At 67.8% G+C, this 23,374-nt stretch carries 28 protein-coding genes; 17 read left to right on the forward strand and 11 right to left on the reverse strand.

What is annotated here, in order from left to right; genetic code table 11:
• Position 1 precedes the first annotated feature (1 nt).
• Genes OK349_RS16375 through OK349_RS16385 form a run of 3 tightly spaced genes read left to right on the forward strand, consistent with a single transcriptional unit; the run spans position 2 to position 2,838 of the window.
• Positions 2-1,633, forward strand: coding sequence for a nitrite/sulfite reductase (locus tag OK349_RS16375; RefSeq protein WP_265118978.1), 1,632 nt, complete (start codon positions 2-4; stop codon positions 1,631-1,633).
• The gene (locus OK349_RS16380; RefSeq protein ID WP_265118979.1) at positions 1,626-2,078 is read left to right on the forward strand and encodes a DUF934 domain-containing protein; all 453 of its coding nucleotides are present in this window, start codon (positions 1,626-1,628) and stop codon (positions 2,076-2,078) included. The genes OK349_RS16375 and OK349_RS16380 overlap by 8 nt, the downstream gene beginning before the upstream one ends.
• The gene (locus OK349_RS16385; protein WP_265118980.1) at positions 2,071-2,838 is read left to right on the forward strand and encodes a phosphoadenylyl-sulfate reductase; all 768 of its coding nucleotides are present in this window, start codon (positions 2,071-2,073) and stop codon (positions 2,836-2,838) included. Before OK349_RS16380 ends, OK349_RS16385 begins: the two co-directional genes overlap by 8 nt.
• A 3-nt stretch (positions 2,839-2,841) precedes the next feature.
• Here the strand turns inward: OK349_RS16385 and OK349_RS16390 are convergent, their stop codons facing one another.
• Complete coding sequence (locus OK349_RS16390) at positions 2,842-3,510, reverse strand: hypothetical protein (protein WP_265118981.1); 669 nt, start codon at positions 3,508-3,510, stop codon at positions 2,842-2,844.
• 98 nt (positions 3,511-3,608) lie between these two features.
• Here OK349_RS16390 and OK349_RS16395 point away from each other — a divergent pair, with 98 nt between their 5' ends.
• The 3 genes from OK349_RS16395 to OK349_RS16405 all read left to right on the forward strand — a co-directional run bounded on the left by OK349_RS16395 (position 3,609) and on the right by OK349_RS16405 (position 6,171).
• A complete protein-coding gene (locus OK349_RS16395) occupies positions 3,609-4,442 on the forward strand; it encodes a hypothetical protein (protein ID WP_265118982.1) in 834 nt (277 codons plus the stop codon).
• A gap of 143 nt (positions 4,443-4,585) precedes the next feature.
• On the forward strand, positions 4,586-4,837 hold the full coding sequence (locus tag OK349_RS16400; protein ID WP_265118983.1) for a hypothetical protein: 252 nt from the start codon (positions 4,586-4,588) through the stop codon (positions 4,835-4,837).
• A gap of 44 nt (positions 4,838-4,881) precedes the next feature.
• Entirely contained in the window at positions 4,882-6,171 is a 1,290-nt protein-coding gene (locus OK349_RS16405) for a L,D-transpeptidase scaffold domain-containing protein (RefSeq protein ID WP_265118984.1), read from the forward strand.
• Positions 6,172-6,419: 248 nt separating this feature from the next.
• Here the strand turns inward: OK349_RS16405 and OK349_RS16410 are convergent, their stop codons facing one another.
• Positions 6,420-7,934 (reverse strand): replicative DNA helicase, encoded by a 1,515-nt coding sequence (locus OK349_RS16410; RefSeq protein ID WP_265118985.1) that lies wholly within the window; start codon positions 7,932-7,934, stop codon positions 6,420-6,422.
• Between the two features lie 95 nt (positions 7,935-8,029).
• Here OK349_RS16410 and OK349_RS16415 point away from each other — a divergent pair, with 95 nt between their 5' ends.
• From OK349_RS16415 to dcd, 5 genes are read left to right on the forward strand one after another with little or no spacing between them, the layout of a single operon-like run.
• Complete coding sequence (locus tag OK349_RS16415) at positions 8,030-8,512, forward strand: UPF0262 family protein (RefSeq protein ID WP_265118986.1); 483 nt, start codon at positions 8,030-8,032, stop codon at positions 8,510-8,512.
• A 16-nt stretch (positions 8,513-8,528) separates the two neighbouring features.
• Positions 8,529-9,203 (forward strand): GH25 family lysozyme, encoded by a 675-nt coding sequence (locus OK349_RS16420; protein ID WP_265118987.1) that lies wholly within the window; start codon positions 8,529-8,531, stop codon positions 9,201-9,203.
• A complete protein-coding gene (locus tag OK349_RS16425; protein ID WP_265118988.1) occupies positions 9,200-9,649 on the forward strand; it encodes a cytidine deaminase in 450 nt (149 codons plus the stop codon). Before OK349_RS16420 ends, OK349_RS16425 begins: the two co-directional genes overlap by 4 nt.
• The gene (locus tag OK349_RS16430; RefSeq protein WP_265118989.1) at positions 9,646-10,011 is read left to right on the forward strand and encodes a VOC family protein; all 366 of its coding nucleotides are present in this window, start codon (positions 9,646-9,648) and stop codon (positions 10,009-10,011) included. Before OK349_RS16425 ends, OK349_RS16430 begins: the two co-directional genes overlap by 4 nt.
• A gap of 14 nt (positions 10,012-10,025) precedes the next feature.
• Complete coding sequence (dcd, locus tag OK349_RS16435) at positions 10,026-10,580, forward strand: dCTP deaminase (RefSeq protein ID WP_265118990.1); 555 nt, start codon at positions 10,026-10,028, stop codon at positions 10,578-10,580.
• A gap of 42 nt (positions 10,581-10,622) precedes the next feature.
• Here dcd and OK349_RS16440 read toward each other — a convergent pair whose 3' ends face one another.
• The 5 genes from OK349_RS16440 to OK349_RS16460 form a co-directional block, all read right to left on the reverse strand.
• Positions 10,623-10,985 carry a tetratricopeptide repeat protein gene (locus OK349_RS16440; protein WP_265118991.1) on the reverse strand — a complete coding sequence of 121 codons (363 nt, stop codon included), beginning with the start codon at positions 10,983-10,985 and terminating at the stop codon, positions 10,623-10,625.
• A 206-nt stretch (positions 10,986-11,191) separates the two neighbouring features.
• Positions 11,192-11,620: an ExbD/TolR family protein gene (locus OK349_RS16445; RefSeq protein ID WP_265118992.1), complete on the reverse strand. Its 429-nt coding sequence runs from the start codon at positions 11,618-11,620 to the stop codon at positions 11,192-11,194.
• Between the two features lie 24 nt (positions 11,621-11,644).
• On the reverse strand, positions 11,645-12,124 hold the full coding sequence (locus tag OK349_RS16450) for an ExbD/TolR family protein (protein WP_265118993.1): 480 nt from the start codon (positions 12,122-12,124) through the stop codon (positions 11,645-11,647).
• A gap of 86 nt (positions 12,125-12,210) precedes the next feature.
• Positions 12,211-12,993 carry a MotA/TolQ/ExbB proton channel family protein gene (locus OK349_RS16455; RefSeq protein ID WP_265118994.1) on the reverse strand — a complete coding sequence of 261 codons (783 nt, stop codon included), beginning with the start codon at positions 12,991-12,993 and terminating at the stop codon, positions 12,211-12,213.
• A gap of 62 nt (positions 12,994-13,055) precedes the next feature.
• Positions 13,056-13,733, reverse strand: coding sequence for a TonB family protein (locus OK349_RS16460; RefSeq protein ID WP_265118995.1), 678 nt, complete (start codon positions 13,731-13,733; stop codon positions 13,056-13,058).
• Between the two features lie 308 nt (positions 13,734-14,041).
• Between OK349_RS16460 and OK349_RS16465 the strand changes: the two genes are divergently transcribed.
• Together OK349_RS16465 and OK349_RS16470 are read left to right on the forward strand one after the other, a co-directional pair.
• Positions 14,042-14,797, forward strand: coding sequence for a hypothetical protein (locus OK349_RS16465; protein ID WP_265118996.1), 756 nt, complete (start codon positions 14,042-14,044; stop codon positions 14,795-14,797).
• Positions 14,798-14,832: 35 nt separating this feature from the next.
• A complete protein-coding gene (locus OK349_RS16470) occupies positions 14,833-15,231 on the forward strand; it encodes a YbaY family lipoprotein (protein ID WP_265118997.1) in 399 nt (132 codons plus the stop codon).
• Between the two features lie 18 nt (positions 15,232-15,249).
• Here the strand turns inward: OK349_RS16470 and OK349_RS16475 are convergent, their stop codons facing one another.
• Positions 15,250-15,621 carry a dihydroneopterin aldolase gene (locus OK349_RS16475; RefSeq protein ID WP_265118998.1) on the reverse strand — a complete coding sequence of 124 codons (372 nt, stop codon included), beginning with the start codon at positions 15,619-15,621 and terminating at the stop codon, positions 15,250-15,252.
• Between the two features lie 70 nt (positions 15,622-15,691).
• Positions 15,692-16,324, reverse strand: coding sequence for a glutathione S-transferase family protein (locus OK349_RS16480; protein WP_265118999.1), 633 nt, complete (start codon positions 16,322-16,324; stop codon positions 15,692-15,694).
• Positions 16,325-16,423: 99 nt separating this feature from the next.
• Between OK349_RS16480 and OK349_RS16485 the strand changes: the two genes are divergently transcribed.
• Genes OK349_RS16485 through OK349_RS16500 form a run of 4 tightly spaced genes read left to right on the forward strand, consistent with a single transcriptional unit; the run spans position 16,424 to position 19,349 of the window.
• Positions 16,424-16,957: a GNAT family N-acetyltransferase gene (locus OK349_RS16485; RefSeq protein WP_265119305.1), complete on the forward strand. Its 534-nt coding sequence runs from the start codon at positions 16,424-16,426 to the stop codon at positions 16,955-16,957.
• Positions 16,958-16,969: 12 nt separating this feature from the next.
• Positions 16,970-17,533 carry a DUF1285 domain-containing protein gene (locus OK349_RS16490; protein WP_265119000.1) on the forward strand — a complete coding sequence of 188 codons (564 nt, stop codon included), beginning with the start codon at positions 16,970-16,972 and terminating at the stop codon, positions 17,531-17,533.
• On the forward strand, positions 17,530-18,147 hold the full coding sequence (locus OK349_RS16495; protein ID WP_265119001.1) for a CoA pyrophosphatase: 618 nt from the start codon (positions 17,530-17,532) through the stop codon (positions 18,145-18,147). Before OK349_RS16490 ends, OK349_RS16495 begins: the two co-directional genes overlap by 4 nt.
• On the forward strand, positions 18,147-19,349 hold the full coding sequence (locus OK349_RS16500) for a CCA tRNA nucleotidyltransferase (RefSeq protein ID WP_265119002.1): 1,203 nt from the start codon (positions 18,147-18,149) through the stop codon (positions 19,347-19,349). The genes OK349_RS16495 and OK349_RS16500 overlap by 1 nt, the downstream gene beginning before the upstream one ends.
• On the opposite strand, the gene OK349_RS16505 is transcribed toward OK349_RS16500, so the two are convergent.
• Both OK349_RS16505 and parC read right to left on the reverse strand, forming a co-directional pair.
• Positions 19,295-21,034 carry a putative bifunctional diguanylate cyclase/phosphodiesterase gene (locus OK349_RS16505; RefSeq protein WP_265119003.1) on the reverse strand — a complete coding sequence of 580 codons (1,740 nt, stop codon included), beginning with the start codon at positions 21,032-21,034 and terminating at the stop codon, positions 19,295-19,297. The two genes, OK349_RS16500 and OK349_RS16505, sit on opposite strands and share 55 nt — an antisense overlap.
• Before the next feature lie 65 nt (positions 21,035-21,099).
• Positions 21,100-23,346, reverse strand: a complete 2,247-nt coding sequence (gene parC, locus OK349_RS16510; protein WP_265119004.1) for a DNA topoisomerase IV subunit A — start codon at positions 23,344-23,346, stop codon at positions 21,100-21,102.
• Positions 23,347-23,374: the final 28 nt, after the last annotated feature.

Here is a 23,374-nt window from a genome sequence, read left to right on the forward strand (position 1 = left end):
GATGTACAAATACGACGAATATGACCACTCGATCGTCGCGTCCCGCGTCGAGGAATTCCGCGACCAGGTGCAGCGCCGCCTCGCCGGCCAGATCACCGAGGACCAGTTCAAGCCGCTGCGGCTGATGAACGGCCTCTACCTCCAGCTCCACGCCTATATGCTGCGCGTCGCGGTGCCCTATGGTACGCTCGACAGCCGCCAGATGCGCATGCTCGCGCACATCGCGCGCAAGTATGACCGCGACTATGGCCATTTCACCACGCGCCAGAACATCCAGTATAACTGGATCAAGCTCGAGGACGCGCCCGACATCCTCGCCGATCTCGCGACGGTCGAGATGCATGCCATCCAGACCAGCGGCAACTGCATCCGCAACATCAGCAGCGATCAATATGCCGGCGCCGCGGCGGACGAACTGACCGATCCGCGCCCCTGGGCCGAGCTGCTGCGCCAGTGGAGCACCTTCCACCCCGAATTCAGCTACCTGCCGCGCAAGTTCAAGATCGCGGTAATCGCCGCGAACGAGGATCGCGCGGCGATGCGCCTCCACGATATCGGCCTGCAGATCGTCGAGAAGGACGGCGCGCTCGGCGTCGCCGTCTATGTCGGCGGCGGCATGGGCCGCACCCCGATGATCGCGCCGCTGATCAAGGACTTCGTGCCGTTCGACGATTTCATCAGCTACATGGAAGCCTGCCTGCGCGTCTACAATCGCTATGGCCGCCGCGACAATATCTACAAGGCGCGGATCAAGATCCTCGTCCACGAGATCGGCGCGGACAAGTACCGCGAAGAAGTCGAGGCCGAGTTCGCCGAGGTCAAGAAGCTCGGCATCGACCCGCCGCGCGCCGAGTTCGACCGCATCGCCGCCCATTTCGCCGACCCGGCGTTCGAGACCGGCCTGTCGGACGACATCGATCGCAGCGATCCCGACTTCACGCTCTGGCTCGACCAGAATGTCGCCGCGCACAAGCAGCCCGGCTACGCCATCGTCAATATCAGCCTCAAGCCCACCGGCGGCATCCCCGGCGACGCCAGCTCGGCGCAGATCGACCTCATGGCCGATCTCGCCGAGAAGCACAGCTTCGACGAGCTGCGCGTCACCCACGCGCAGAACATCGTGCTGCCGCATGTCCGCAAGGCCGATCTCTACGCCATCTGGCAGCAGCTCGCCGACGCTGGCCTCGCCGAAGCCAATCTCGACCTGATCAGCGACATCATCGCCTGCCCGGGCCTCGATTACTGCTCACTCGCCAACGCCCGCTCGATCCCCGTCGCGCAGAAGATCGCCAACCGCTTCGCCGATCTCGGCCGCCAGCGCGAACTCGGCGAGCTCAAGCTCAAGATCAGCGGCTGCATCAACGCCTGCGGCCATCATCACGCCGGCCACATCGGCATCCTCGGCGTCGACCGGAAGGGCGTCGAGAACTACCAGCTCTCGCTCGGCGGTTCGGGCGCGGAAGACGTGTCGCTGGGCCAGATCACCGGCCCCGGCTTCAGCGAGGACGGGATCGTCAATGCGGTGGAGAAGGCGACCGACGTCTATCTCGCCCAGCGCGAACAGGGCGAGCGCTTCCTCGACACCTATCGCCGCATCGGCATGGCCCCGTTCAAGGAGGCGATCTATGGGTGACACCAGCGATTTGCCGGCGAACGCCGGCGGGCTCCGCTTCCGCGACGACGAGGCGCATGACGAGCCCGCCGTCACGCTCGATTCGTTCCTCGGCCAGTCCAACGCCACCGCCGTCCGCATCGAGAGCGGCGAGGACGCCCGCGCGCTCCTCCCCCATCTCGATCGCCTCTCGCTGGTCGAAGTGAGCTTCCCCAAGTTCCGCGACGGCCGCGGCTACAGCTCCGCGCGCATCCTGCGCGAGGCAGGCTACATCGGCGAACTGCGCGCGCAGGGCGACGTGCTGGTCGACCAGATCCCGTTCATGCGCCGCTGCGGCTTCGACAGCTTCGCCCCCGAAGCGCCGGTGGACGAGGCGGTGCTCGCCGCGAGCCTCGCGCGCTACGACCATGTCTATCAGATCGCCGCGGACGGCCATGTCCCGGTGTGGAAACGGCGGCATGGCTAGCGTGGCGCGCCCGATCGACCGCATCGATACGGCTCCGGCCTTCACGGAGCGCGACGCGCTGCGCCTCAACAACCTGTTCCGCGGCGCGTCGACGCAGGAGATGCTGCGCACCATGCTCGCCGAGCAGATGGCGGGCGAGGTCGCGATCGTCTCCTCCTTCGGCGCGGAATCGGCGGTGCTGCTGCATCTCGTCGCCTCGATCGACTCGTCGGTGCCGGTGATCTTCCTCGACACCGGCAAGCATTTTCCCGAGACGCTCGCCTATCGCGACCAGCTCGCGGCCAAGCTCGGCCTCACCAACCTGCGCATCGTCACCCCCGACGCCGAGACGATCGCCAGGAAGGACGAGACCGGCCTGCGCTGGTCCTACGATCCCGACGGCTGCTGCGAGATCCGCAAGGTGATCCCGCTCGAAAAGGCGATGGCCGGGTTCGACGCCAGCATCACCGGGCGCAAGGCGTTCCAGGCCTCGACCCGCAACGCCCTCCCCCGCTTCGAGGTGGACGCCGCCGGCAAGCTCAAGATCAACCCGCTCGCCGACTGGACCAAGGCCGATCTCGACGCCTATTTCGAGGCGCACGACCTGCCGCGCCACCCGCTCGAGGCCGAGGGCTATCTCTCGATCGGCTGCGCACCTTGCACCCACAAGGTGAAGCCCGGCGAGGATCCGCGCTCGGGCCGCTGGGCCGGCTGGGACAAGACCGAATGCGGCATCCACACCCCGGTCGCGGACGGCGATCCCGATCTGCCGGTGTTCTGACCTTCAGGTGAAGAGCGGCGAGGTCAGCAGGACCAGCACGAGACTTCCGACCATCGCGAGCGAAGCATGGCCGAACCCGGCGGAGAGGCTGCGATTCAGGCGCTGGGCGAACCAGCGCGCCTGCACCAGCCCGAAGACGAGCAGCGCCAGCGCGCCGAGGACCAATCCGGCGATCTGAACCCCCAGCCAGTCGATCTGGATCAGGATCCCCGCGACGCTCATCGCCAGCGCGAACGGCGCCACCGCATAGCATTGCGCGTAGAAGGGACGGCGCAGCGTATCCCGCGTCAGCTCGGTGTGCTGGGCCCGCACCATTTGCGTCGCGAAGACGAGCGGAAAGATGCTGAACACCACCAGCCGCATGATCAGCAGCGAGGTGTCGTCATGCACCAGCGCGGCGAGCCCGCGCTTGCTCTCGATCAGCGGGCTGTCGCCCACCACGACCAGCTCGAGCCCATGCGCGAGCAGCAGCGATACGAGCAGGAACAGAGGCGGGGGCAGCGTGTCGGCATATTGCTGCGTTTCCGTCTGGCCGAGCTCGTGGTCCGAATAGTCCATCATCTGCAGCGGCCGCGTCAGCGTGCGCCACAGCGTGATCGGAAAGAAGATCAGCCACGACATCACTTCGTAGAGAAGCTCGTCGAGCGATTTCAGCAGCCCCATGAAATGCATCGCGGCCGATCCTTTCGTGCATGCTAGGATGATCATGCGTCGCCACGCCGCGACTCGACAAGGTTCAAGCGTTCGTTCTCGCACAGGGGAGAGTTCCGATGGGCCGTTTCAAGTTGTTCTCCGTCCTCGCCACCGCTTCCGCGGGAGCGATCGCATCGCCCGCCTCCGCACAGGACATCCCCTACGACCTGCGCGACATGGTCAACGCCCGCGCCGGTCAGGCGGAGGGCGAGCTGCAGCGGCGCGGCTATACCTATGTGCGCGGCGAGGGCGGCGGCGACCGTGCCTGGGCCTATTGGTGGAGCGCCGAGCGCCGCCAGTGCGTCAGCATCGCGACCACCAACGGCCGCTTCGCCTCGATCATCACCACGCCCCCGGCCGATTGCCGCCAGTCCGGCGGATGGCGCCCCGATCGGCCCGGCCGCCCGGATCGGCCGGACCGCCCCGGCCGTCCCGACCGGCCCGACTGGGACGATCGCCCCGGCGGCGGCTGGCCCGGCGGCCGGCCGATCTCCTTGGGCCTGATCTGTTTCGGTGAGGGGCAGCGGCCCGGCGTCGCCAACCGTTATGGCTGGCAGTGGAACTGGAACACCGACCGCTATGATTTCGGTAACCGCACCGAGCTGACGAACCAGCAGTTCGACGCATCGGTGATGATCCAGATCTGGGACGGCGGCGGGCGCATCCGCCTGCCGCGCTCGCTGATCCCGCCGATCCATTCGGGCGGCACCCGCCGCGACGGCTGGTGGGACCTGCGCGACGTTTCCAGCGATCGCTATCAGATCCGCGCCAGCTATCGCCTCAACGGCGCCAACCAGCCGCGCGTGACGATCGATCGGCGCAGCGGGCGGATCACCATCCAGGGCATTTACGGCTCCGGTTTCCGCGGCAGCTGCGACACGATCGACGGGGCGCGTCACCAGCGTTTCTGATTGCAGTTTCCGCAAGTCACCGCGCTGACCGCACCATTTGTCGCGGCTTGGTGGGATGCGCGGAAGCGAAACGAACCCTTGGCCGTTGGCAGCCAGCCGACGCGTGCGGGAACTCCCCTGCACGCCGGAAAAAGGGACGTATCATGCGTAAATCCACCCTCGTGCTGGCAGGCCTCGCCGCGCTGACGCTGGCCGCCTGCTCGAAGAATGAGGACGTCGTCGCGTCCGCACCGCCGCCGCCCCCCGGCGCGGTCGCCGGATCAGTCGCCGCCGATCGCGATGGCGACGGCATCATCGACGGCTATTACAGCGCCGACGGCATCTATCATCCCAACGCGCCCGCCGCGCCGCCGCCGCCCCCGCCGGGCCCGACGCGGCTGGGGGAGAAGGGCTGATCGCCAGGCTTGGGGGAATGCGGCGTCTCCGCATTCCCCACTCTTTGCTCGCCGTCACGCTCTGCGCCGCCGCGGCGAGCCCGCTCCCGGCGCTCGCCCAGCAGGATCGTCCCGCCGCCGCTGCCGCCCGGATGGGGCCGGTCGCCGCGGCGATCCGCGAACATGCCGACGGGAAGCTCCGCAAATTCTACGCCGCGCGCGGCTTCCGCCCGCTCTGGGCCCGTTCCGGCAAGATCGGGGCAGAGGCGGAGGTGCTCATCGGCTATCTGCGCTCGGCCGAGCTCGATGGGCTCGACCCCTCCGACTATGAGGTCGGCAAGCTGCGCGACGCGCTCGCCGCGGCCAGGGCCGGGTCGCCCGACGATGTCGCACGCGCCGAACTCGCACTGTCCGAAGCGTTTGCCAGCTACGTCCGCGACCAGCGCCGCCCGGGCGAGGCGGAGATGACCTTCGCCGACAAGAAGCTCCGGCCGCGCAAGCTCTCGGAAGACGCGGTGCTGCGCGCCGCCGCCTTTCCCAAGGATTTCGCTCGCTATGTCCGCGACATGGGCTGGATGAGCGAGCATTATGTCCGCCTGCGCGAGCTCGCGGGCCGCGCCCGCGCGAGCGGCGCATCGCGCGACACGCTCGACCGGCTTGCGCGCAACCTCGATCGCGCGCGCCTGCTGCCCGGTCCGGCCGTGCGCCACATCGTCGTCGACGCCTCGTCGGGCCGGCTGTGGTATTATCAGGCGGGCAAGCAGGTCGGCACGATGCGCGTCGTGGTCGGCGCGGCCGAGACGCAGACGCCGATGCTCGCCGGCATGCTGCAATGGGCGATCCTCAACCCCTATTGGAACGTGCCCGACTATCTCGTCCGCGACGATGTCGCGCCCAAGGTGCTGGCCGGGCGCTCGCTCGCCGCGCAGAAGATGGAGGCGCTCGATGGCTGGGGCGCGGGCGCGCAACGCATCGCGCCCGCCAGCATCGACTGGACCGCCGTCGCGGCGGGCAGGAGCATCCCGCGTGTGCGTGAGCTGCCCTGGGCGGGCAATTCGATGGGCAAGGCCAAGTTCCTGTTCCCCAACAAGCTCGGCATCTACCTCCACGACACCCCCAAGCGCGACCTGCTGCGCAAGGACGACCGCCATTTCAGCAATGGCTGCATCCGGCTCGAGGACGCCGCGACACTGGGCCGCTGGCTCCTCCAGAAGCCGCTGCGCGCACCGTCAAAGGCGCCCGAGCAGGCGGTCCCGCTGCCGGTGCAGGTGCCCGTCTACCTCACCTATCTCACCCCGGTCGCCACCAAGGCGGGGGTGAGCTTCCGCAAGGACGTCTACGGCCGCGACGGCTAGGGTAGGCATTCAGGTTGAGGCGAGTTCATTCCTCCCCCGGAGGGGGAGGAATTACGAAACTCGGCCCGAACCCTACTTGCAATGTTGGAATTCGCCTGCTGCACTTCCGCCGCCGGAACGCCGGCCGCTCCTTGAACCGTCGATCAGCCCAAGTTGACACCCGTCGCGCGAAGCACGTCGAATCTATCAACTTCGTCAACCTCCCCGCGCGCGTGGCAGTGTGACTTTTGGGACGTTTCGCGCCGCGATCAGTCCCCGTACGGCCCGCTCACGTCGCCGGCATAGTCGCTGAACCGCGTGATGTTGGGCTCGAACTTGAGCGTCACCTTGCCGGTCGCGCCGTGGCGCTGCTTGGCGATGATCAGCTCGGCGAGGCCGAACACGCGCTCCATCTCGAGCGCCCATTTCGCGTGATCCTCGAACGTCTTGGGATCGTCGCCCTCGCGCGGCCGTTTGGGTTCGCGCGCCGCGACATAATAGTCCTCGCGGAACACGAACCACACCATGTCGGCGTCCTGCTCGATCGAGCCCGATTCGCGCAGGTCCGACAGCATCGGGCGCTTGTCCTCGCGGCTCTCGACCGCGCGGCTCAGCTGCGACAGCGCGATCACCGGGACGTTGATGTCCTTGGCCAGCGTCTTCAATCCACGGCTGATCTCGGAAATTTCCTGCACGCGGTTGCCGTCGCGATTGTTGCCGCTGCCCTGGAGCAGCTGGAGATAGTCGACGATCACCAGCCCCAACTCACCGTCATGCTTGGACTGGAGGCGGCGGACGCGACTGTGCAGCGCGCTGATCGAGAGGCCCGCGGTATCGTCGATATAGAGCGGCAGTTGCTCCAGATCGGCGGCGGCGGCGGCGAGCGCACCGAACTCCGCCTTGCTGATATTGCCCATGCGCAGCGCTTCGGAGGCGATCTTCGACTGTTCCGACAGGATGCGCAGCGCGAGCTGGTCGGCCGACATTTCGAGGCTGAAGAAGGCGACCTTCGCCCCGATCGACTCCTTCGGGCTGATGCCCAGCCGGATATCGTCCATCAGCCGCCGCGCGGCGTTATAGGCGATGTTGGTGGCGAGCGAGGTCTTGCCCATGCCCGGACGGCCGGCAAGGATGATCAAGTCCGAATGATGCAGGCCGCCGACGCGGCCGTTGATCGAGTTGAATCCGGTGGTCACGCCCGCCACGCCGCCGCCCGCGCTTTGCGCGCGCTTGGCGTTCTCGAGCGCGATCTTGGTCGCCTCGTTGAACGACTTGACCGTGTTGGCGGTGCCGCCGTCGGCCGCGACCTTGAACAGCGCCTCTTCGGCCTTGTCGATCTGCTCGCGCGGATTGACGTCCTCGCTGGTGTCGAGCGCCTTCTCGACCATGTCGCGGCCAACCACGATCAGTTCGCGCAGCAGCGCGAGGTCATAGATTTGCCGCGCGAACTGCCGCGCGCCGATCAGCCCGGCGCCCGATCCGGTGAGCTGCGCGAGATACGCCGGCCCGCCCAGCTGCGCCATGCCCTCGTCCTTTTCGAACAGGGGCTTCAACGTCACCGGTGTCGCCAGCATGTCGTTCTTGCGTAGCGTCTTGATCGCCTTGAAGATTCGCCCGTGCACTGGCTCGAAGAAATGCTGGTCCTGGATCACCTCGACGATGTCGTCGGCGAGGCGGTTGTCGATCATCATCGCGCCGAGCAGCGCCGCCTCGGCCTCGACATTCTGGGGCAGCCGCGGGGCGGCATCCGTCGAAGCGGGGGGAAGCTGTGCAAGCGTGGCCATGCGCGCCTTATCCGCCTGTGTTGTCCCCGGCTCAAGCCGCCCGACGCTGTTTATCATGTGGACGAGTCCCGGGCGACGACCCTAGATGGCACAGCATGGCCGATCACCGGATCATCGACGTCACGCTGGACGAGCGCACGATCCTGTGGCGGTCGGCTGATATCGAGCAGGAGCGGCGAATCGCGATCTTCGACCTGATCGAGGAGAACAGCTTCGCCCCGCAACGCGCCTATCCCGACGGCTATGCCGGACCCTACCGCATCCATCTCTCGGTGCAGGAAGGCCGGCTCGGCATCGAGATCAAGCGCGCCGACGACACCCCGCTCGAGACGCTGATCCTCGGCCTCGCCCGCTTCCGCCGTCCGATCCGCGACTATTTCGCGATCTGCGACAGCTATTTCCAGGCGATCCGCAACGCGACCCCGGCGCAGATCGAGACGATCGACATGGCGCGGCGCGGCATCCATGACGATGCGGCGCGAACGCTGATCGAGCGGCTCGAGGGCAAGATCGAGATCGATTTTGCCACCGCGCGACGGCTGTTCACGCTGGTCTGCGTGCTGCATATCAAGGCGTGAATCAGGGGGGATTGACGTGCAGCGGGGGCTGATCTGGGCCGGACTGGTGCTGTCTCTGGCCGCGGCCGGAGGGGCGATGTGGAAATACGCGACCACGTGGACGCCTTCGCGCACGACCTATGCCGTGCAGGGAATCGATGTCGCCGAGGGCAATGGCGCGATCGACTGGGCGATGGTCAAGGCGCGCGACGTCGACTTCGCCTATGCCCAGGCGACGCGCGGAGCCGAGGCACGCGACACGCGCTTCGCCGCGAACTGGGCGGGAATCGCGGAAGCGGGCATCCGGCGCGGCGCGATCCATGTCTTTTCTCTGTGCAATGCCGCGTCCGTGCAGGCGGGCGCCTTCGTCGCGACCGTGCCGCGCGATCCGGGCGCGTTGCCGGCCGTCATCGACCTGAGCTTCGACGAAGCCTGCCCCGCCCGCCCGGCACGCGATGTGGTGATCGAGGAGATCCGCCGCGTCGCCGCGGTGATCGAGACGCATAGCGGCAAGCCCGCGATCCTGCGCATCGCCCCCGAGTTCGAGGCGCAGTACCAGGTGAGCGGCGCGATCACGCGTCCGCTCTGGGCGAGCCGCTTCTTCCTCGCGCCGGATTATTTCGCGCGGCCCTGGGCGATGTGGCAGAGCAGCACGATCCGCCGAATCGACGGGGTCGAGGGTCCCGTGAACTGGAACGTAGTGGCGCCATGAGTGACGAGATTGCCCCGACCCTGATCGCCGCAGCGCGCGAGGCGGCGCGCAACGCCCACGCCCCCTATTCGAACTTCGCGGTCGGTGCGGCGCTGCTGCTGACCGACGGCCAGATCGTCACCGGCACCAATTTCGAGAATGCGAGCTACGGCCTGTCGCTCTGCGCCGAGACGGTCGCAGTCGCCCGCGCCAATACGGAAGGGAAGCTGCGCGAGATCGTATCCGTGGGGATCGTCGGCGGCATGATGCGGGGCGGCATCGCGCACGGGACCGACCCGATCCGCCCGTGCGGCCGCTGCCGCCAGATCCTCAACGAAGCCGCGCAGATGGGCGGCCGCGACCTCGCTATCTATTGCGCGGGCGCGGAGGGCGAGGCGTATGAAACGCACCGGCTGTCGGAGCTGCTGCCCCACGCCTTCGGCCCGGCCGATCTCGGCATCCGATGACGCTCGCGAGCCTCAAGATTCGAACCTTCGTCCCCGGCGGCAAGGATTTCGCCGCGTCGAAGACCTTTTACGCCGCGCTCGGCTTCGAGCAGCTGTTCGATGCCGGCGACGTCGTCGGTTACCGGCATGGCGCGGGCGAGTTCCTGCTCCAGGATTTCTGGAGCGAGGACTATGCCAACAACTTCATGATGCAGCTGATCGTCGCGGATCTCGACGCCTGGTGGCGCCATCTCGAATCGCTCGACCTGCCCGCGCGCTTCGGCGTGCGACCGCCGCGCGCGCCCGAGATGATGCCCTGGGGGCTGCGCGAGATCCATCTGATCGGGCCGGGCGGCGAACTCTGGCATATCGTCCAGGCCTGACTACAGGAGCCACAATGAGCATTCTTTCCGACCGTTGGATTCGCGAACAGGCCACGCAGCACGGCATGATCGAGCCGTTCGTCGAGGCGCAGCGGCGCGAGGGGTGCATCAGCTATGGCCTCTCCTCCTACGGCTATGACGCGCGCGTCGCCGACGAGTTCAAGATCTTCACCAATGTCGACAGCGCGGTGGTCGATCCCAAGGACTTCGCGGCGAACAGCTTCGTCGACCGCCAGACCAATGTCTGCGTGATCCCGCCCAACAGCTTCGCGCTGGCGCGGACGGTCGAGTATTTCCGGGTGCCGCGCGACGTGCTGGTGATCTGCCTCGGCAAATCCACCTATGCGCGCTGCGGGATCATCGTCAACGTGACCCCGCTCGAGCCGGAATGGGAAGGGCATGTGACGCTCGAATTCTCGAACACCACCCCACTGCCCGCGAAGATCTACGCGAACGAGGGCGCGTGCCAGTTCCTGTTTCTCAAGGGGAACGAGCCGTGCGAGACGAGCTATGCCGATCGCGCTGGCAAATATATGGGGCAACGCGGCGTCACCCTGCCCCGTCTGTGATATCCGGACGGGCGGACTGCGATCCGCCCGTTCCCCTGACTCTCAGCGCGACGCCTGGCGCGCGCTGTCAAGGATGCGCAGCCCGCGGGCCGCGACGAGATGCGACGCCACGACCTGGCCGTCGGCGACGTCCATCGCGACCGGATCGAGCGCAAGCACGCGGTTGTAGATCGCGCGCGCCTCGGCATGGCGGCCGGTCTTGGTGTAAATCGCCGCGAGATTGAGCAGCACCTCGGGCTTGGCCGGGAAGACTCTTTGCTCGGCGAGCAGCTTGCGCTCCGCCAGTTCATAGTCGCCGGTCTGGATCTCGGTGGTGGCGTTGCGATCCTCGCGGACCTGCGCCTGCGCCGCCGGCATGAGCGCCAGCGGCGCTGCGAGGACAATTGAGGCGAGAACAACACGCATGACATCTTCTCCTGTTTGTTACAATTCAATGACACAAAAGTGTCACTGATATTTCAAACAGGCAAGTGTGTTTATTGCACTTTTATGACGCCCCTGACGAAGGGCTGTGCCGCAAGGCATGCACCCGTGTAACGTCTTGGTAGTGCACGCAAAAAGAAGGGGCGGCCGAAGCCGCCCCTGATCAATTTCGACCGGGAAACCCGCGATCAGAAGTCGTTGCGATACTGCTCGTTGCCGACGAAGCCGAGCTTCGTGACGTTCGACCGCTTGATCTGGGCCAGCACCTCATCGACCACCTCGTACCGCGCCTGCGGATCGGGCTGGAAATGCAGCTCGGGCTCCGGCTGGATCTGGAGGCTCTGGTCGAGATACTGGCGCAGCGTGACCAGATCGATCTGGCTGCCGTTCCAGAACAGATTGCCCTGCGGATCGATGGTGATCTTGTTCTTCTGGGGCTCCACCGGCGGCGGCGTGTTCTGCCCGGTATTCTGGGGCAGGTCGACCTTCACCGCATGGGTCTGCGCAGGGATGGTGACGATCAGCATGATGAGGAGCACGAGCATGACGTCGATCAGCGGCGTCGTGTTCATCTCCATCATCGGCTGGCCGTCGTCTTTGCCGGCGCTCATTGCCATGGATTTATCTCCTGAACTCTAGTCTTACTGCGCCGGCACGCCCGGCGTCGGCTGCGAAACGAAGCCCACCTTGACGAACCCGGCATTCTGCATCGTGTAGATCACGCCACCGATGCAGCGGTAGGGCGTGTTCACGTCGCCGCGGATATGCACTTCGGGGATATCCTCAGGCGTGATGTTGTCGCCGAGCCGGTCGACCACCGCCTTGAGCTTGTCGCTGCCTTTCTTGAGCAGGTCGCCGCTGTTGATCGGCGCCATGCCCCAGAAGACTTCGCAATTGCCGCTGGTGGGGCTGCCGCGCACCGCGAGCAGCACGTTCTCCGGCTTGGTCTCGTTCGGCTCATAGAGCACCTTGGGCAGGGTCAGCTCGACCGACTGGATCGCCACCGGGATCGCGATCAGGAAGATGATAAGGAGCACCAGCATGACGTCCACGAGGGGCGTCGTGTTGATGTCCGACATCGGTTTTTCTTCGGCGGAGTCTCCGCCTACACTCATCGCCATTGGCGCAATCCTATCTTTCGCATCCTGTCCCCGGACCTGGGTCCGGAAGGCGGCCGCGCGGTATCACCGCGCGGCCGTCAGTCGAGTCAGGCCTTGGCAGTGGTGGTCGCGACCGGCGGAGCCTTCGGCGCCGCGGCCGAGGCCTTGCCCTTGATCGTCGGGCGGACACGGCCGTCCGAAGCCAGGTAGCCGAGCACGTCGTTCGCGAAGCCGCTCATCTGCTCCTGGATCGCCTTGTTGCGGCGCTGCAGCCAGTTGTAGGCGAGCACGGCCGGAACCGCGACGACGAGACCGAGCGCGGTCATGATCAGCGCCTCGCCGACCGGGCCGGCAACGGTGCCGATCGAGGCGTCACCCGCCGCGCCGATCTTGATCAGCGCGCGGAAGATGCCGACGACGGTGCCGAACAGGCCGATGAACGGCGCGGTCGAACCCACGGTGGCGAGGAACGCCAGGCCGCCGTTGAGCTGCGAGTTGATCGAATCCTCCGAACGCTTGAGCGAGCCGTGCAGCCAGTCATGCGCTTCGATCGGATCGGTCAGCTCCTTATACTGGTCCTGCGCCTGCAGCGCGTCGTCGACCAGCTGGCGATAGGCCGAATCCTTCTCGAGCTTCGCCGCGCCCTCGCGCAGGCTGGCGTTGTTCCAGAAGGTCGCGCGGACGCGCTTGTACTGGTTGAGGATCTTCTGCTGCTCGAACACCTTGGTGAACAGGATGTAGAGCGAGAAGAACAGCATGACCGTCAGGATGGTGGCAGTGCCCCAGGCGATCACGCCGCCTTCGTTCATCGCGTGCAGGATGTCGAAGTTGGTGGGCGGCGGGGCGGCAGGGGCGGCGGCGGCTCCAGCGGTGAGAATGGTCGTCAGCATGTCAGTTCTTTCCCTTGCAAGAATGTTGGTCAGCGGCGCGGCCGACCGGATTCAGGTTCAGCTTACTCTTGGATCTGCCACCGGAAGCGGAGCGACTTGCGCCCGCCATGGACGGGGTTACCCGCGGCGTCGAGCGCCGGTGAATAGCGCCCGCGGCGCTCCACCAGGCGGCACGTGGCCTGATCGAGTGCGGACGATCCCGACGACGACGTGACCGAGCAGCCTTCGATTCGGCCCTGTGCGTTCACGGCGAACGAGATGCCGACCGACCCCTGCTCGCCGGCGCGCAGCGCGGACGGCGGATAGTCGTCGTTGGTGACCCACGACCCGGGATTGCCGCGCGCGGCGGCGGCCTTGCTGATCGCAGGCGGCGGCGGCGGGGGCGGGGGCGCGGGCGGTGCCGGCGGCGCGGGCGGCGTCGGCGGCTGGCTCGGCGGGATGACGTTGCTCAGGTTGATGTTGGGCGCGGGCGCCGGGACCTGAACGATCGGCTTCTGCACGACGACCGTGGTCGGCGGCGGGGGAACCGGGCTGTCGGGGGGAGGAGGCGGCGGAGGCACTTCCTCGGGCGGGGGCGGCGGTTCTTCGATGTCGAAGGTCGACATCTCTTCCGCCTTCTTCTTGATATATTGGTAAGCGAGGCCGGTTACGAACACGTAACCCAATGCCGCCAGGATAATCGCCACGATCACGCTCGCGACGATACGGCTGCCTCCTACATCACGATCTGCGTAGGCCATTCAGCAACATAACTCCTTCATTCGGCCGCGCCGTTGCCCGGCACCTTGGCATCTTTCCGGCGTGGCTCGACCGTGCGGTCGTGATACGACCACCGGCAGAGGCGCGAGTCCTATCGCGGCGATTTGCGTGACGCAAACGCTTTGTCGGACGCAATAAACGTATAATCCGTAGGTGGCAGAAATATTTCTGTATGGCTGGCGCCCGTTCGCCTAGACTCCACGCCATGCTCCGGACCTGCCTGTTTTCGCTTTCCGCCGCAATTGCCGCAACTTCGCCGCAATTGTTAACGCCCGCTACAGCCCAGGCCGTGGCGCAGTCCGCAGCCCCCCTGCCCGGCTATGCCGAGGTCGCGGATCTGGTGCTGGGCTCGCCCGTCCTGCTCGATGCGCAGGTCCGCAGCGCGGTGCGAATCAAGGGTGCGGAGGCCGCGAACGTCGCCCAGGGCCGAATCCGATTCTATGTCGAGGCCGATGTTCTCGCCCTGATTCGCGCGCCCGGGGCGATGCCGACCCGTGTCGGTTACGTCGTCGACGTACCGGTCGATGCGCGCGGCCGCCCGCCCAAGCTCAACAAGCGGCGCGTGCTGCTGTTCGCGCGTCCCGTTTCGGGCCAGGCCGCGATGATCCAGCTCACCACGCTCGATTCCCAGCGCGACTGGTCCGCCGATCTCGACGCGCTCGTCCGTCGCGTGGGGCGTGAGGTCGTGGTGCCCGGCGCACCACCCGCGGTCACCGGGCTCGGCAACGCCTTCCACGTCCCGGGCACGCTCCCGGACGAGGGCGAGACCCAGATATTCGTCCAGACCGCGACCGGCGCGCCGATCTCACTGTCGATCCTGCGCCGGCCGGGCGAGCAGCGCCGCTGGGCGGTCGCGCTCGGCGAGATCGTCGACGATGCCGCCGCCGCGCCGCAACGCGACACGCTGTTGTGGTACCGCCTCGCCTGTGGGCTGCCGCGCGCGTTGCCCCCGGGGAGCACGGCGAACGAGGATCCCGCCAATGCCGCGATCGCCCGCGAGGACTATCAGTTCGTGCTGGAGCAGCTCGGTCCCTGCCGCGGGTGAAGTGCGCCGGTTCGGGCATAGAAGGAGACGGTCAGATGCGCTTGCTGCCACTCGTACCGCTGCTCGCCGGCCTTGCCGCGTGCGCGACCGTGCCTGAGCCCGGCGCCGCGACGCTGACCGGCACGGTCACCTATCGCGAGCGGATCGCGCTGCCGCCCGATTCGCGCGTGATCGTGACGATCAGCGACGTCAGCCTCGCCGACGCGCCCTCGGTCACGATCGCGCAGAATCAGATCGTCACGGCGGGCCAGCAGGTGCCGATCTCCTTCGCGCTGAGCTACGATCGCGCGCGGATCGAGCCGGGGCGCAGCTATGCCGTTTCGGCACGCATCCTCGACGGGCGGGGCCGGCTCGCCTGGATCACCGACACGCGCAACGCGCTGCCGCCGCCGGGACAGAGCATCGAGTTGTGGCTGGTGCAGGCCCGCCGCTAGGGCAAACTCGCCCGGTCCTCAGCGCCGGTGGCGGACCAAGGTGATGCCGATCTTCTCGTCCGCCTCGGCGATGGCGAGCTTGACGATCTCGACCTGCACGCGCCGCACCCGCGCGTCGGCGAGAAACAGCGTGTCGGCGATGTGATCGGCCACCCCCTCGATCAGCGTGAAGTGGACGCCGGGCGGCAGCGCGGTCGATGCGGCATGCTTGAGGTCGAGATAACTTTTCGAGGCGCTCAGCGGCGTATCGGGCGCGAAATGCTCGGGCGGCATCAGATCGACGGTGATCGAGATGCGCAGCGGCTGCGGCAGGTGCGTCTCCTCGGAATAGACGCCAGTGAGGACCTGGACCTCGAAATCGCGAACCTGGAGCTGGAGAAGATCGTGCAACGAAGCATGCCCTGAACAGATGGTCCGCGGCGCCATAGCAGAACATGCGGCGGCGGAAAGGCTCTTGGCCTCAGGCGCTCGCGCTGGGCCGCGCAGACGCCGCTTCATGCCAGCGGCGCAGATGCGTCAGTTCCCCGGGCACGACGAGCTTGGCGGCGCGCGCGAAATCGATCGTCACCAGCGCGGTGATGTCGGCGAAGCTATAGGCGCCGCCCGCGATCCACTCGCGGTCCGCGAGGCGCGCGTCGAGCGCCTCGGTGAATGCCTCCCACATCAGCGTGCCACGCGCCGCCAGTTCCGGGATCTGCACGGCGGCGAGCCCCGCACCGGGGATCGCCCGGTCCTTGAAGGCGGGGACGGTGTTGCGCAGCACATAGACCGCGGCGGCATAGCCGTCGCCCTCGATCCGCCGGGTCCAGCTCTCGATCCGCCCGATCTCGAGCGGGGCGGTGCCGAACAGCGGCGGCTCCGGATTCAGTGCCTCGAAATAACGGCAGATCGCCGCCGATTCGCACAGCACCTCGCCGTCGTCGAGCTCGAGCGCGGGGACCGCGCCGCGCGGATTGATGCGCAGATAGGCGTCGCCGAGATGCTCGCCGGTGCGCAGGTCGATCGCCTCGCATGGCACCTCCAGCCCCTTCTCCGCGAGGAAGATGCGCACACGGCGCGGGCTCGGCGCCCAGGGCGCATCATAGAGCTTCATCGCGGGCCTCCTTTCGGAATCGCTTTGAGTCCTTGGGCTATCGCGGCTAAAGGCGCGCGCCCCCGGCGTCCACCCCCGGGCGTGCTGGAGATTTACCGCGTGTTCGATCTGGTGCCGCTCGCCGATGCGCCCGCCGAGGCGGTCGAGACGCTGCTCGATGCAGCGTTCGGCGCGGATCGTCACGGCCGCACCGCCTATCGCGTGCGCGAAGGCATGGCGCCGATCCCCGAGCTGAGCTTCGCCGCGCTCGAGCAGAGCGCACTGGTGGGCAGCATCCAGTGCTGGCCGGTCGCGCTCGCCTGCGACGGCGGCGGCGCGGTGCCGATGGTGATGGTCGGCCCGGTCGCCGTCTCGCCCGAGCGGCAGAATGTCGGGATCGGCCGCGCGCTGATGTGGAAGGCGATCCGCGTGGCGGAGGGCGGCGGCGTCCCCGGCGGCGATGCGCTGATGCTGGTCGGCGATCCCGAATATTACGCCCAGTTCGGCTTCGATGCGACCGCGACCGGGCAATGGCGCCTCCCCGGCCCGTTCGAGGCGCGACGTCTGCTGGCGCGGGGCAGCGCGGTGCCGGATCGCGCCGGGATGGTCGGTCCGCGGGTGCAGGCCTTTACCGGGGCAATCAAAAGCGCCTAACGGCATTGGACGATGCCGATGCCTGCCCAACCCGATCTCGCCAGCCTGTCGCTCGCCGAGATCGCGCGGCTGGCCGAGGCGCAGAAGCTGCCCCCCGTCGCGAGCTGGAACCCGGAGCATTGCGGGCACAGCGACATGCGCATCGCGCGCGACGGCACCTGGTATCACCAGGGGTCGCCGATCGGCCGCCCGGCGATGGTGCGGCTCTTCTCGACCATCCTGCGCCGCGAGCCCGATGGCGGCCATGTCCTGGTCACCCCGGTGGAGAAGCTCGACATCGATGTCGAGGATGCGCCCTTCGTCGCGGTCGAGATGAAGGTCGAGGGCGACGGCGCGGACGCGGAGATCGCCTTCCGGCTCAACACCGGCGATCTCATCCCCGCGGGCCCAGACCACCCGATCCGCTTCGAGGAACGCGGCGACGGCCCGCATCCCTATCTGCACGTGCGTGGCGAGCTTGAGGCGCTGATCGCCCGGCCGGTCTATTACGAGATCGCCGCGCTCGCACTCGACAACGGCTCCAGCCCGCCCGGCATCTGGAGCCACGGCGCCTTCTTCCCGGTCGAGCCGGCATGACGCTCCCCGCCACTTCACTTGCCGACCGCCTCCGAACCGCGCTCGCCGCCGAGCATGACGAGACGCCGGTGCTGCTCGCCGGCGATCTGCGCGACGACCCCGCCCAAGCCGATGGCGTGCCCACCCCCGCCGCGGTGCTCGTCGCCGTCACCGATCGGCCCGCGCCCGGCGTGATCCTCACCCAGCGCACCGATTCGCTGCGCCGCCACGCCGGCCAGATCGCCTTCCCCGGCGGCCGCATCGACGCCGCCGACGCCGACGCCACCGCCGCCGCGTTGCGCGAGGCGCGTGAGGAGATCGGGCTTGCGCCGGAATCGGTCGAGCTGGTCGGCCTCGCCGATCGTTACCGCACCGTCACCGGGTTCGAGGTGCAGCCCGTCGTCGGCGTGATCGCCCCCGATCTGCGCTTCGTTCCCCAGCCCGAGGAGGTTGCCGCGGTGTTCGAGGTGCCGCTCGATTTCGTGCTCGACCCCGCCAACCATGTCGAGACCAGCGTCGAATGGCTGGGCCGCGACCGGCATTATTATGAGATCGCGTGGCGCAGCCATCGCATCTGGGGCGCGACCGCGGCGATGCTCGTCAACCTGTCGCGGCGCCTGAGATGGACCAGCTGATGGACCGGATAATCCTGCCCGATGCGCCCTGGCGGCACCGGCCCGGCCTCGATCGCCTCGCCGCCGCGCTGGGCCAAGGGACTGCGCGCTATGTCGGCGGCGCGGTGCGCGACACGCTGCTCGGCATCGACGTCACCGATATCGACATCGCGACGACTCATGCCCCGGATCAAGTCGTCGAACTGCTCCAGCACGCGGGCATCAAGGTGATCCCCACCGGCATCGCGCACGGCACCGTCACCGCGGTGAGCAGCGGCACCGTGGTCGAGGTCACCACGCTGCGCCGCGACGTCTCGACCGACGGCCGCCGCGCCACCGTCGCCTTTACCGACGACTGGCGCGAGGACGCGGCGCGGCGCGATTTCACGATCAACGCGCTCTACGCCGATCCCGTGAGCGGCGAGCTGTTCGACTATTTCGGCGGGCTCGCCGACCTGGAGGCGCGCCACATCCGCTTCATCGGCGATCCGCTGCAGCGCATCGCCGAGGACCATCTGCGCATCCTGCGTTTCTTCCGCTTCCTCGCCCGCTTTGGCGACACCCCCGATCCGGCGGCGCTCGATGCCTGCACCGCGCGCGCCAACGACCTGATGGCCTTGTCGCGCGAGCGGATCCGCGACGAGTTGCTCAAGCTGCTCGTCGCGGCGGACGCGGTGCGCGTGATGCGGCTGGTGGTCGCGCGCGGCATCCTGAAGCCGGTGCTGCCCGAGATCGGCGCGGCCGGGGTCGAGCGCTTGGCCGCGCTCGCTGCGCGGGAAACCGAAGCAGGTCTGCCCGCCGAACCGATCCGCCGCCTCGCCGCCGTGCTTCCGCCCGATCCCGCGACCAACGACGTGGCCGGCGCGCGGCTCAAGCTGTCCAACGCCGAGCGCCAGGCGCTGGCCAGCGCGATTCAGTCCGATCTTGCCGAAGGCCCCCTGCCGCTCGCCTATCGCATCGGCCCCGAGCGCGCCGCCGACCGGCTGCTGCTGGCGGGCGACGCCGCGGGCGCGCGCGATGCGGCGGGCTGGATGCCGCCGCGCCTGCCCGTCACCGGCGGCGCGCTGATCGAACGCGGTCTGTCGAAAGGGCCCGAGGTCGCCAAGGCATTGCGCCGGATCGAGGACCGCTGGATCGCCGAGGGCTTCCCCGGCGCAGCGCGTGCCGCTCAGATCGCCGATGCGGTGGTCGCCGAATTACTGTCCAGCGACAGCAGCGCATAGGCGTCGTCCGGCACCAGCGGACGCGCATAGAGATAGCCCTGGCCATAGGTGCAGCCGAGCGCGGCGAGCGTCTGGGCGAGCTCGTTGGTCTCGACGCCTTCCGCGGTGGTCCGCATGCCCAGCGCCTGGGCGAGGCTCAGGATCGCGCGCACGATCGCGATCTTGTCGCGGTCGGCGAGCATGCCCGTCACGAAGCTGCGGTCGATCTTGAGCACGTCGATCGGCAGCTTCTGGAGATAGGCGAGGTTCGAATAGCCGGTGCCGAAATCGTCCATCGCCAACGTCGTGCCGAGCGCCTTCAGCGCCTGCATCGTCCGCGCGATGTGATCGGGATCGGTGACCAGCGCGCTCTCGGTCAGCTCGAGCGTGATCCGCCGCCCGTCGATCGCATTCGCCGCGAGCGCCGCCTCCACCATCGGCGCGATCTGGTCGCGCTGGAGCTGGATCGCCGACAGGTTGACCGCGACATTGACCTGGCAGTCGCCGCCCGCCGCGGCATCCCATTGCGCGACCGTGCGCGCCGCCTCGTGCATCGCCCAGCGCCCGAGCGGGACGATCAGCCCCGATTCCTCGGCCACCGGGATGAACTCGGTGGGCGGCACGATCTCGCCGCTCTCGGTGGTCCAGCGCGCCAGCGCCTCGAACGAGACGATGCGCCCGGTGGCGAGATCGCAGATCGGCTGGAAGTTCAGCGACAGCGCGCCATTGTCGATCGCGCGGCGCAGCTCGGTCTCGATGCTGAATTGCTGGCGCGCAAGGTCGAACGCCTGGGTGTGGTAGATTTCGGTGCGCCCGCTCTTCTTGGCGCGCTTCATCGCGAACTGGGCGTGACGGATCAGGTCCTCGGCGTCCCCGACCGTCTCGTCGCCCACCGCGATGCCGATCGAGCAATCGACCCGGATCTCGAAGTCGGATAGCCGAAACGGGGTGGTCAGCGCGTTCTGGATGCGCCTGGCGACGTGGAGCGCGTCGCTCGCGCCCTCGTCCAATGCGAGCTGGATCGCGAATTCGTCGCCGCCGGTGCGCGCCAGCACGTCATGCGCGCGGAGCGCACCCTTCACGCGTCGCGCCACCGAGATCAGCAATTCGTCGCCCGAAAGACCGCCCAGACAAGCGTTGACGCGGCTGAACCGGTCGAGGTTGATCACCAGCACCGCGAAACTGTCCATCCCGCCGCGTCCGATCTCCTCCTCCAGCCGCTCGGCGAAACCGGAACGGTTGGGAAGGCCGGTCAGGCTGTCGCTGAGCATCTCGCGGCGAAGGCTGCGCTGGGTGCGCAGCTCGGAGGTGTGGTCGATCAGCGTCACCAGGCAACGGCCGCTGCCCTTTTCCGAAGGGCGGCGTGCGATCTTGACGCGGAAGCTGCGGCAATCGACCGCGTCGCCCAGCTCCCAGTTCATCTCCTGTTCGGTCGCATCCGATTCGACAAAGGCAATGATCTTGTCGCCCAGCAGGCGGATCAGCGGCGACTGATCGGCGACGGTTCCAAGGCCGGCGATGCGGAAGAGGCGATTGACCGCCTCGAACGCGAAGCGCCCGTCCTTCCATTCGACCACCGCCGCGGGGACCGGGAGCAGGTTCAGGACCTGCGCCGCGCCACTCGGCCCAAGGAGGCGCGCCTCGTCACCCTCGACCTGGATCGGGGCACGAACGGTCTTGTCCTTGCTTCGGCGGGACAGCAGCATCACTATGTGGGGCTACCGCGATTTGGTTAAGAGCCGCTAAAGGCGCCGGATCAAAAACATCCGATTCAGAAACGGTTGTCGCGCGGAAAGCCGGTCGGCGGCAGTTGCCCGGCGGCGCCGCGGGCGGCGCGCCAGCGCATCAGATCGGTCTCCGTCCGGGTGCGCCCCTGCTCGCCACCCATCGTCCAAGAGAGACCGTCGGCGAAGCGGAAGGTGACCGCGTCCGACAGCCCGCCGTCGCGATAGCGCTGGAGCTGCACCCCCTGCCCGCGCGCCAGCTCGGCGAGCTCGCTCATCGGGAACACCACCAGCTTGCGGTTGTCGCCGATCGCCGCGACATAGTCGTCCTCGGGCTTGACCGGCTTGACCCGCTTGAGCAGCGCGCCGGGCCGCGGCGTCATCACCTGCTTGCCCTTGCGCGTCTCGGCGATCACGTCCTCGGTCTTGACCAGGAAGCCGCGCCCGTCGCTCGCCGCGACCAGCAGCTTCTCCGCCGCGCTCGCGGGCAGCAGCCCGACGATTCCGGTGCCGCCGTCGAGGTCGATCATCAGCCGCACCGGCTCGCCGAACCCGCGCCCGCCCGGCAGCTTGTCGCCCGCCAGCGTGTAGAAGCGGCCATTCTCCGCCGCGAGCAGCAGCTTGTCGGTCGTCTGCGCATGGAAGGCGAGGAACGGGCCGTCACCCTCCTTGAATTTCAAGGTCTCGGCCGACGCCAGCTCGCCATGCCCCTTCATCGCGCGGATCCAGCCGCGCTGCGAGAGGATCACGGTGATCGGCTCGCGCTCGATCATCGCCTCGAGCGGAATCTCGCGCGCCGGCGCCGCCTCCGCCACCAGCGTCCGCCGCGCGCCGAGCGCGGTCTCCGGCCCGTAGCGCTCGCGGATCCTGGCGAGGTCGCGCTTCATCCGCGTGCGCTGGCGCGCGTCGCTCGACAGCAGCGCCTCGAGCTCGCCCTGCTCCTTCTCGAGCGCATCGCGCTCCTTCTTGATCTCCATCTCCTCGAGCCGCCGCAGCGCGCGCAGCCGCATGTTGAGGATCGCCTCGGCCTGGCGGTCGGTCAGCCCGAACTCGTCCATCATCACCGGCTTGGGTTCGTCCTCGGTGCGGATGATCTGGATCACCCGGTCGAGATTGAGATAGGCGATCAGATAGCCGTCGAGCAGCTCGATCCGGTCGGCGATCTTCGCGAGGCGATGCTCGGACCGCCGCCGCAGCACGATGAACTGGTGGTCGACCCAGGCGGAGAGCGCCTGGCGCAAGCTCATCACCCGCGGCGTGCGCGTGTGATCGAGCACATTGAGGTTGAGCGGCACCCGCGTCTCGAGGTCCGACAGGCGGAACAGGCTCTCGATCAGCGTCTCGGGATCGACGGTGCGCGCGCGCGGTTCGAGCACGATGCGGATCTCGGCGTCGGATTCGTCGCGCACGTCCGCCAGGATCGGCAGCTTCTTGTCGTTGATCAGCGCCGCGATCTGCTCGATCAGCTTGCCCTTCTGGATGCCATAGGGAATCTCGCTGACGACGATCTGCCATGTCCCCCGGCCTTGGTCCTCAAGTGCCCATTTCGCCCGCACGCGGAAGCCGCCGCGGCCCGTCGCATAGGCCTCGGCGATCGCCGCGGGACTGTCGACGACGATGCCGCCGGTCGGGAAGTCCGGTCCCTTGACCAGCTCCAGCACCGCCGCGTCCTCCGCCTTGGGCTGGTCGATCAGCAGGATCGCCGCGTCGATCAGCTCGGCGGCGTTGTGCGGCGGGATGCTCGTCGCCATGCCCACCGCGATCCCGCTGGCGCCGTTGGCGAGCAAATTGGGGAACAGCCCCGGGAACAGCTCGGGCTCGTTCTCCTCGCCGTTGTAGGTCGGCTTGAAATCGACCGAATCCTCGTCGAGCCCATCCATCAGGTCGATCGCGACCTGGGTCAGCCGCGCCTCGGTGTAGCGATAGGCCGCGGCGTTATCGCCGTCGATGTTGCCGAAATTGCCCTGCCCGTCGACCAGCGGGTAGCGCAACGCGAAAGTCTGCGCGAGCCGCACCATCGCGTCATAGACCGACTGGTCGCCATGCGGGTGATATTTGCCGATCACGTCGCCGACGACGCGCGCGCATTTCTTGTAGCCCTGGCTCGGGTCGAGCCGCAGCAGCCGCATCGCCCAGAGCAGGCGGCGGTGCACCGGCTTCAGCCCATCGCGCACGTCCGGCAGCGAGCGCGCGGTGATCGTCGACATCGCATAGACGAGGTAGCGTTCGCTCAGCGCGCTATCGAAGGGAGCATCAACAATCTGGTCGAAAGGATCGGAAAGGTCGGTCGTCATCCGGGGGCGATAGCAGGGGCCTGCGCGG

The sequence above is a fragment of the Sphingomonas sp. BT-65 genome, assembly GCF_026107375.2.
In the GTDB taxonomy this organism is placed as follows: domain Bacteria; phylum Pseudomonadota; class Alphaproteobacteria; order Sphingomonadales; family Sphingomonadaceae; genus Sphingomonas.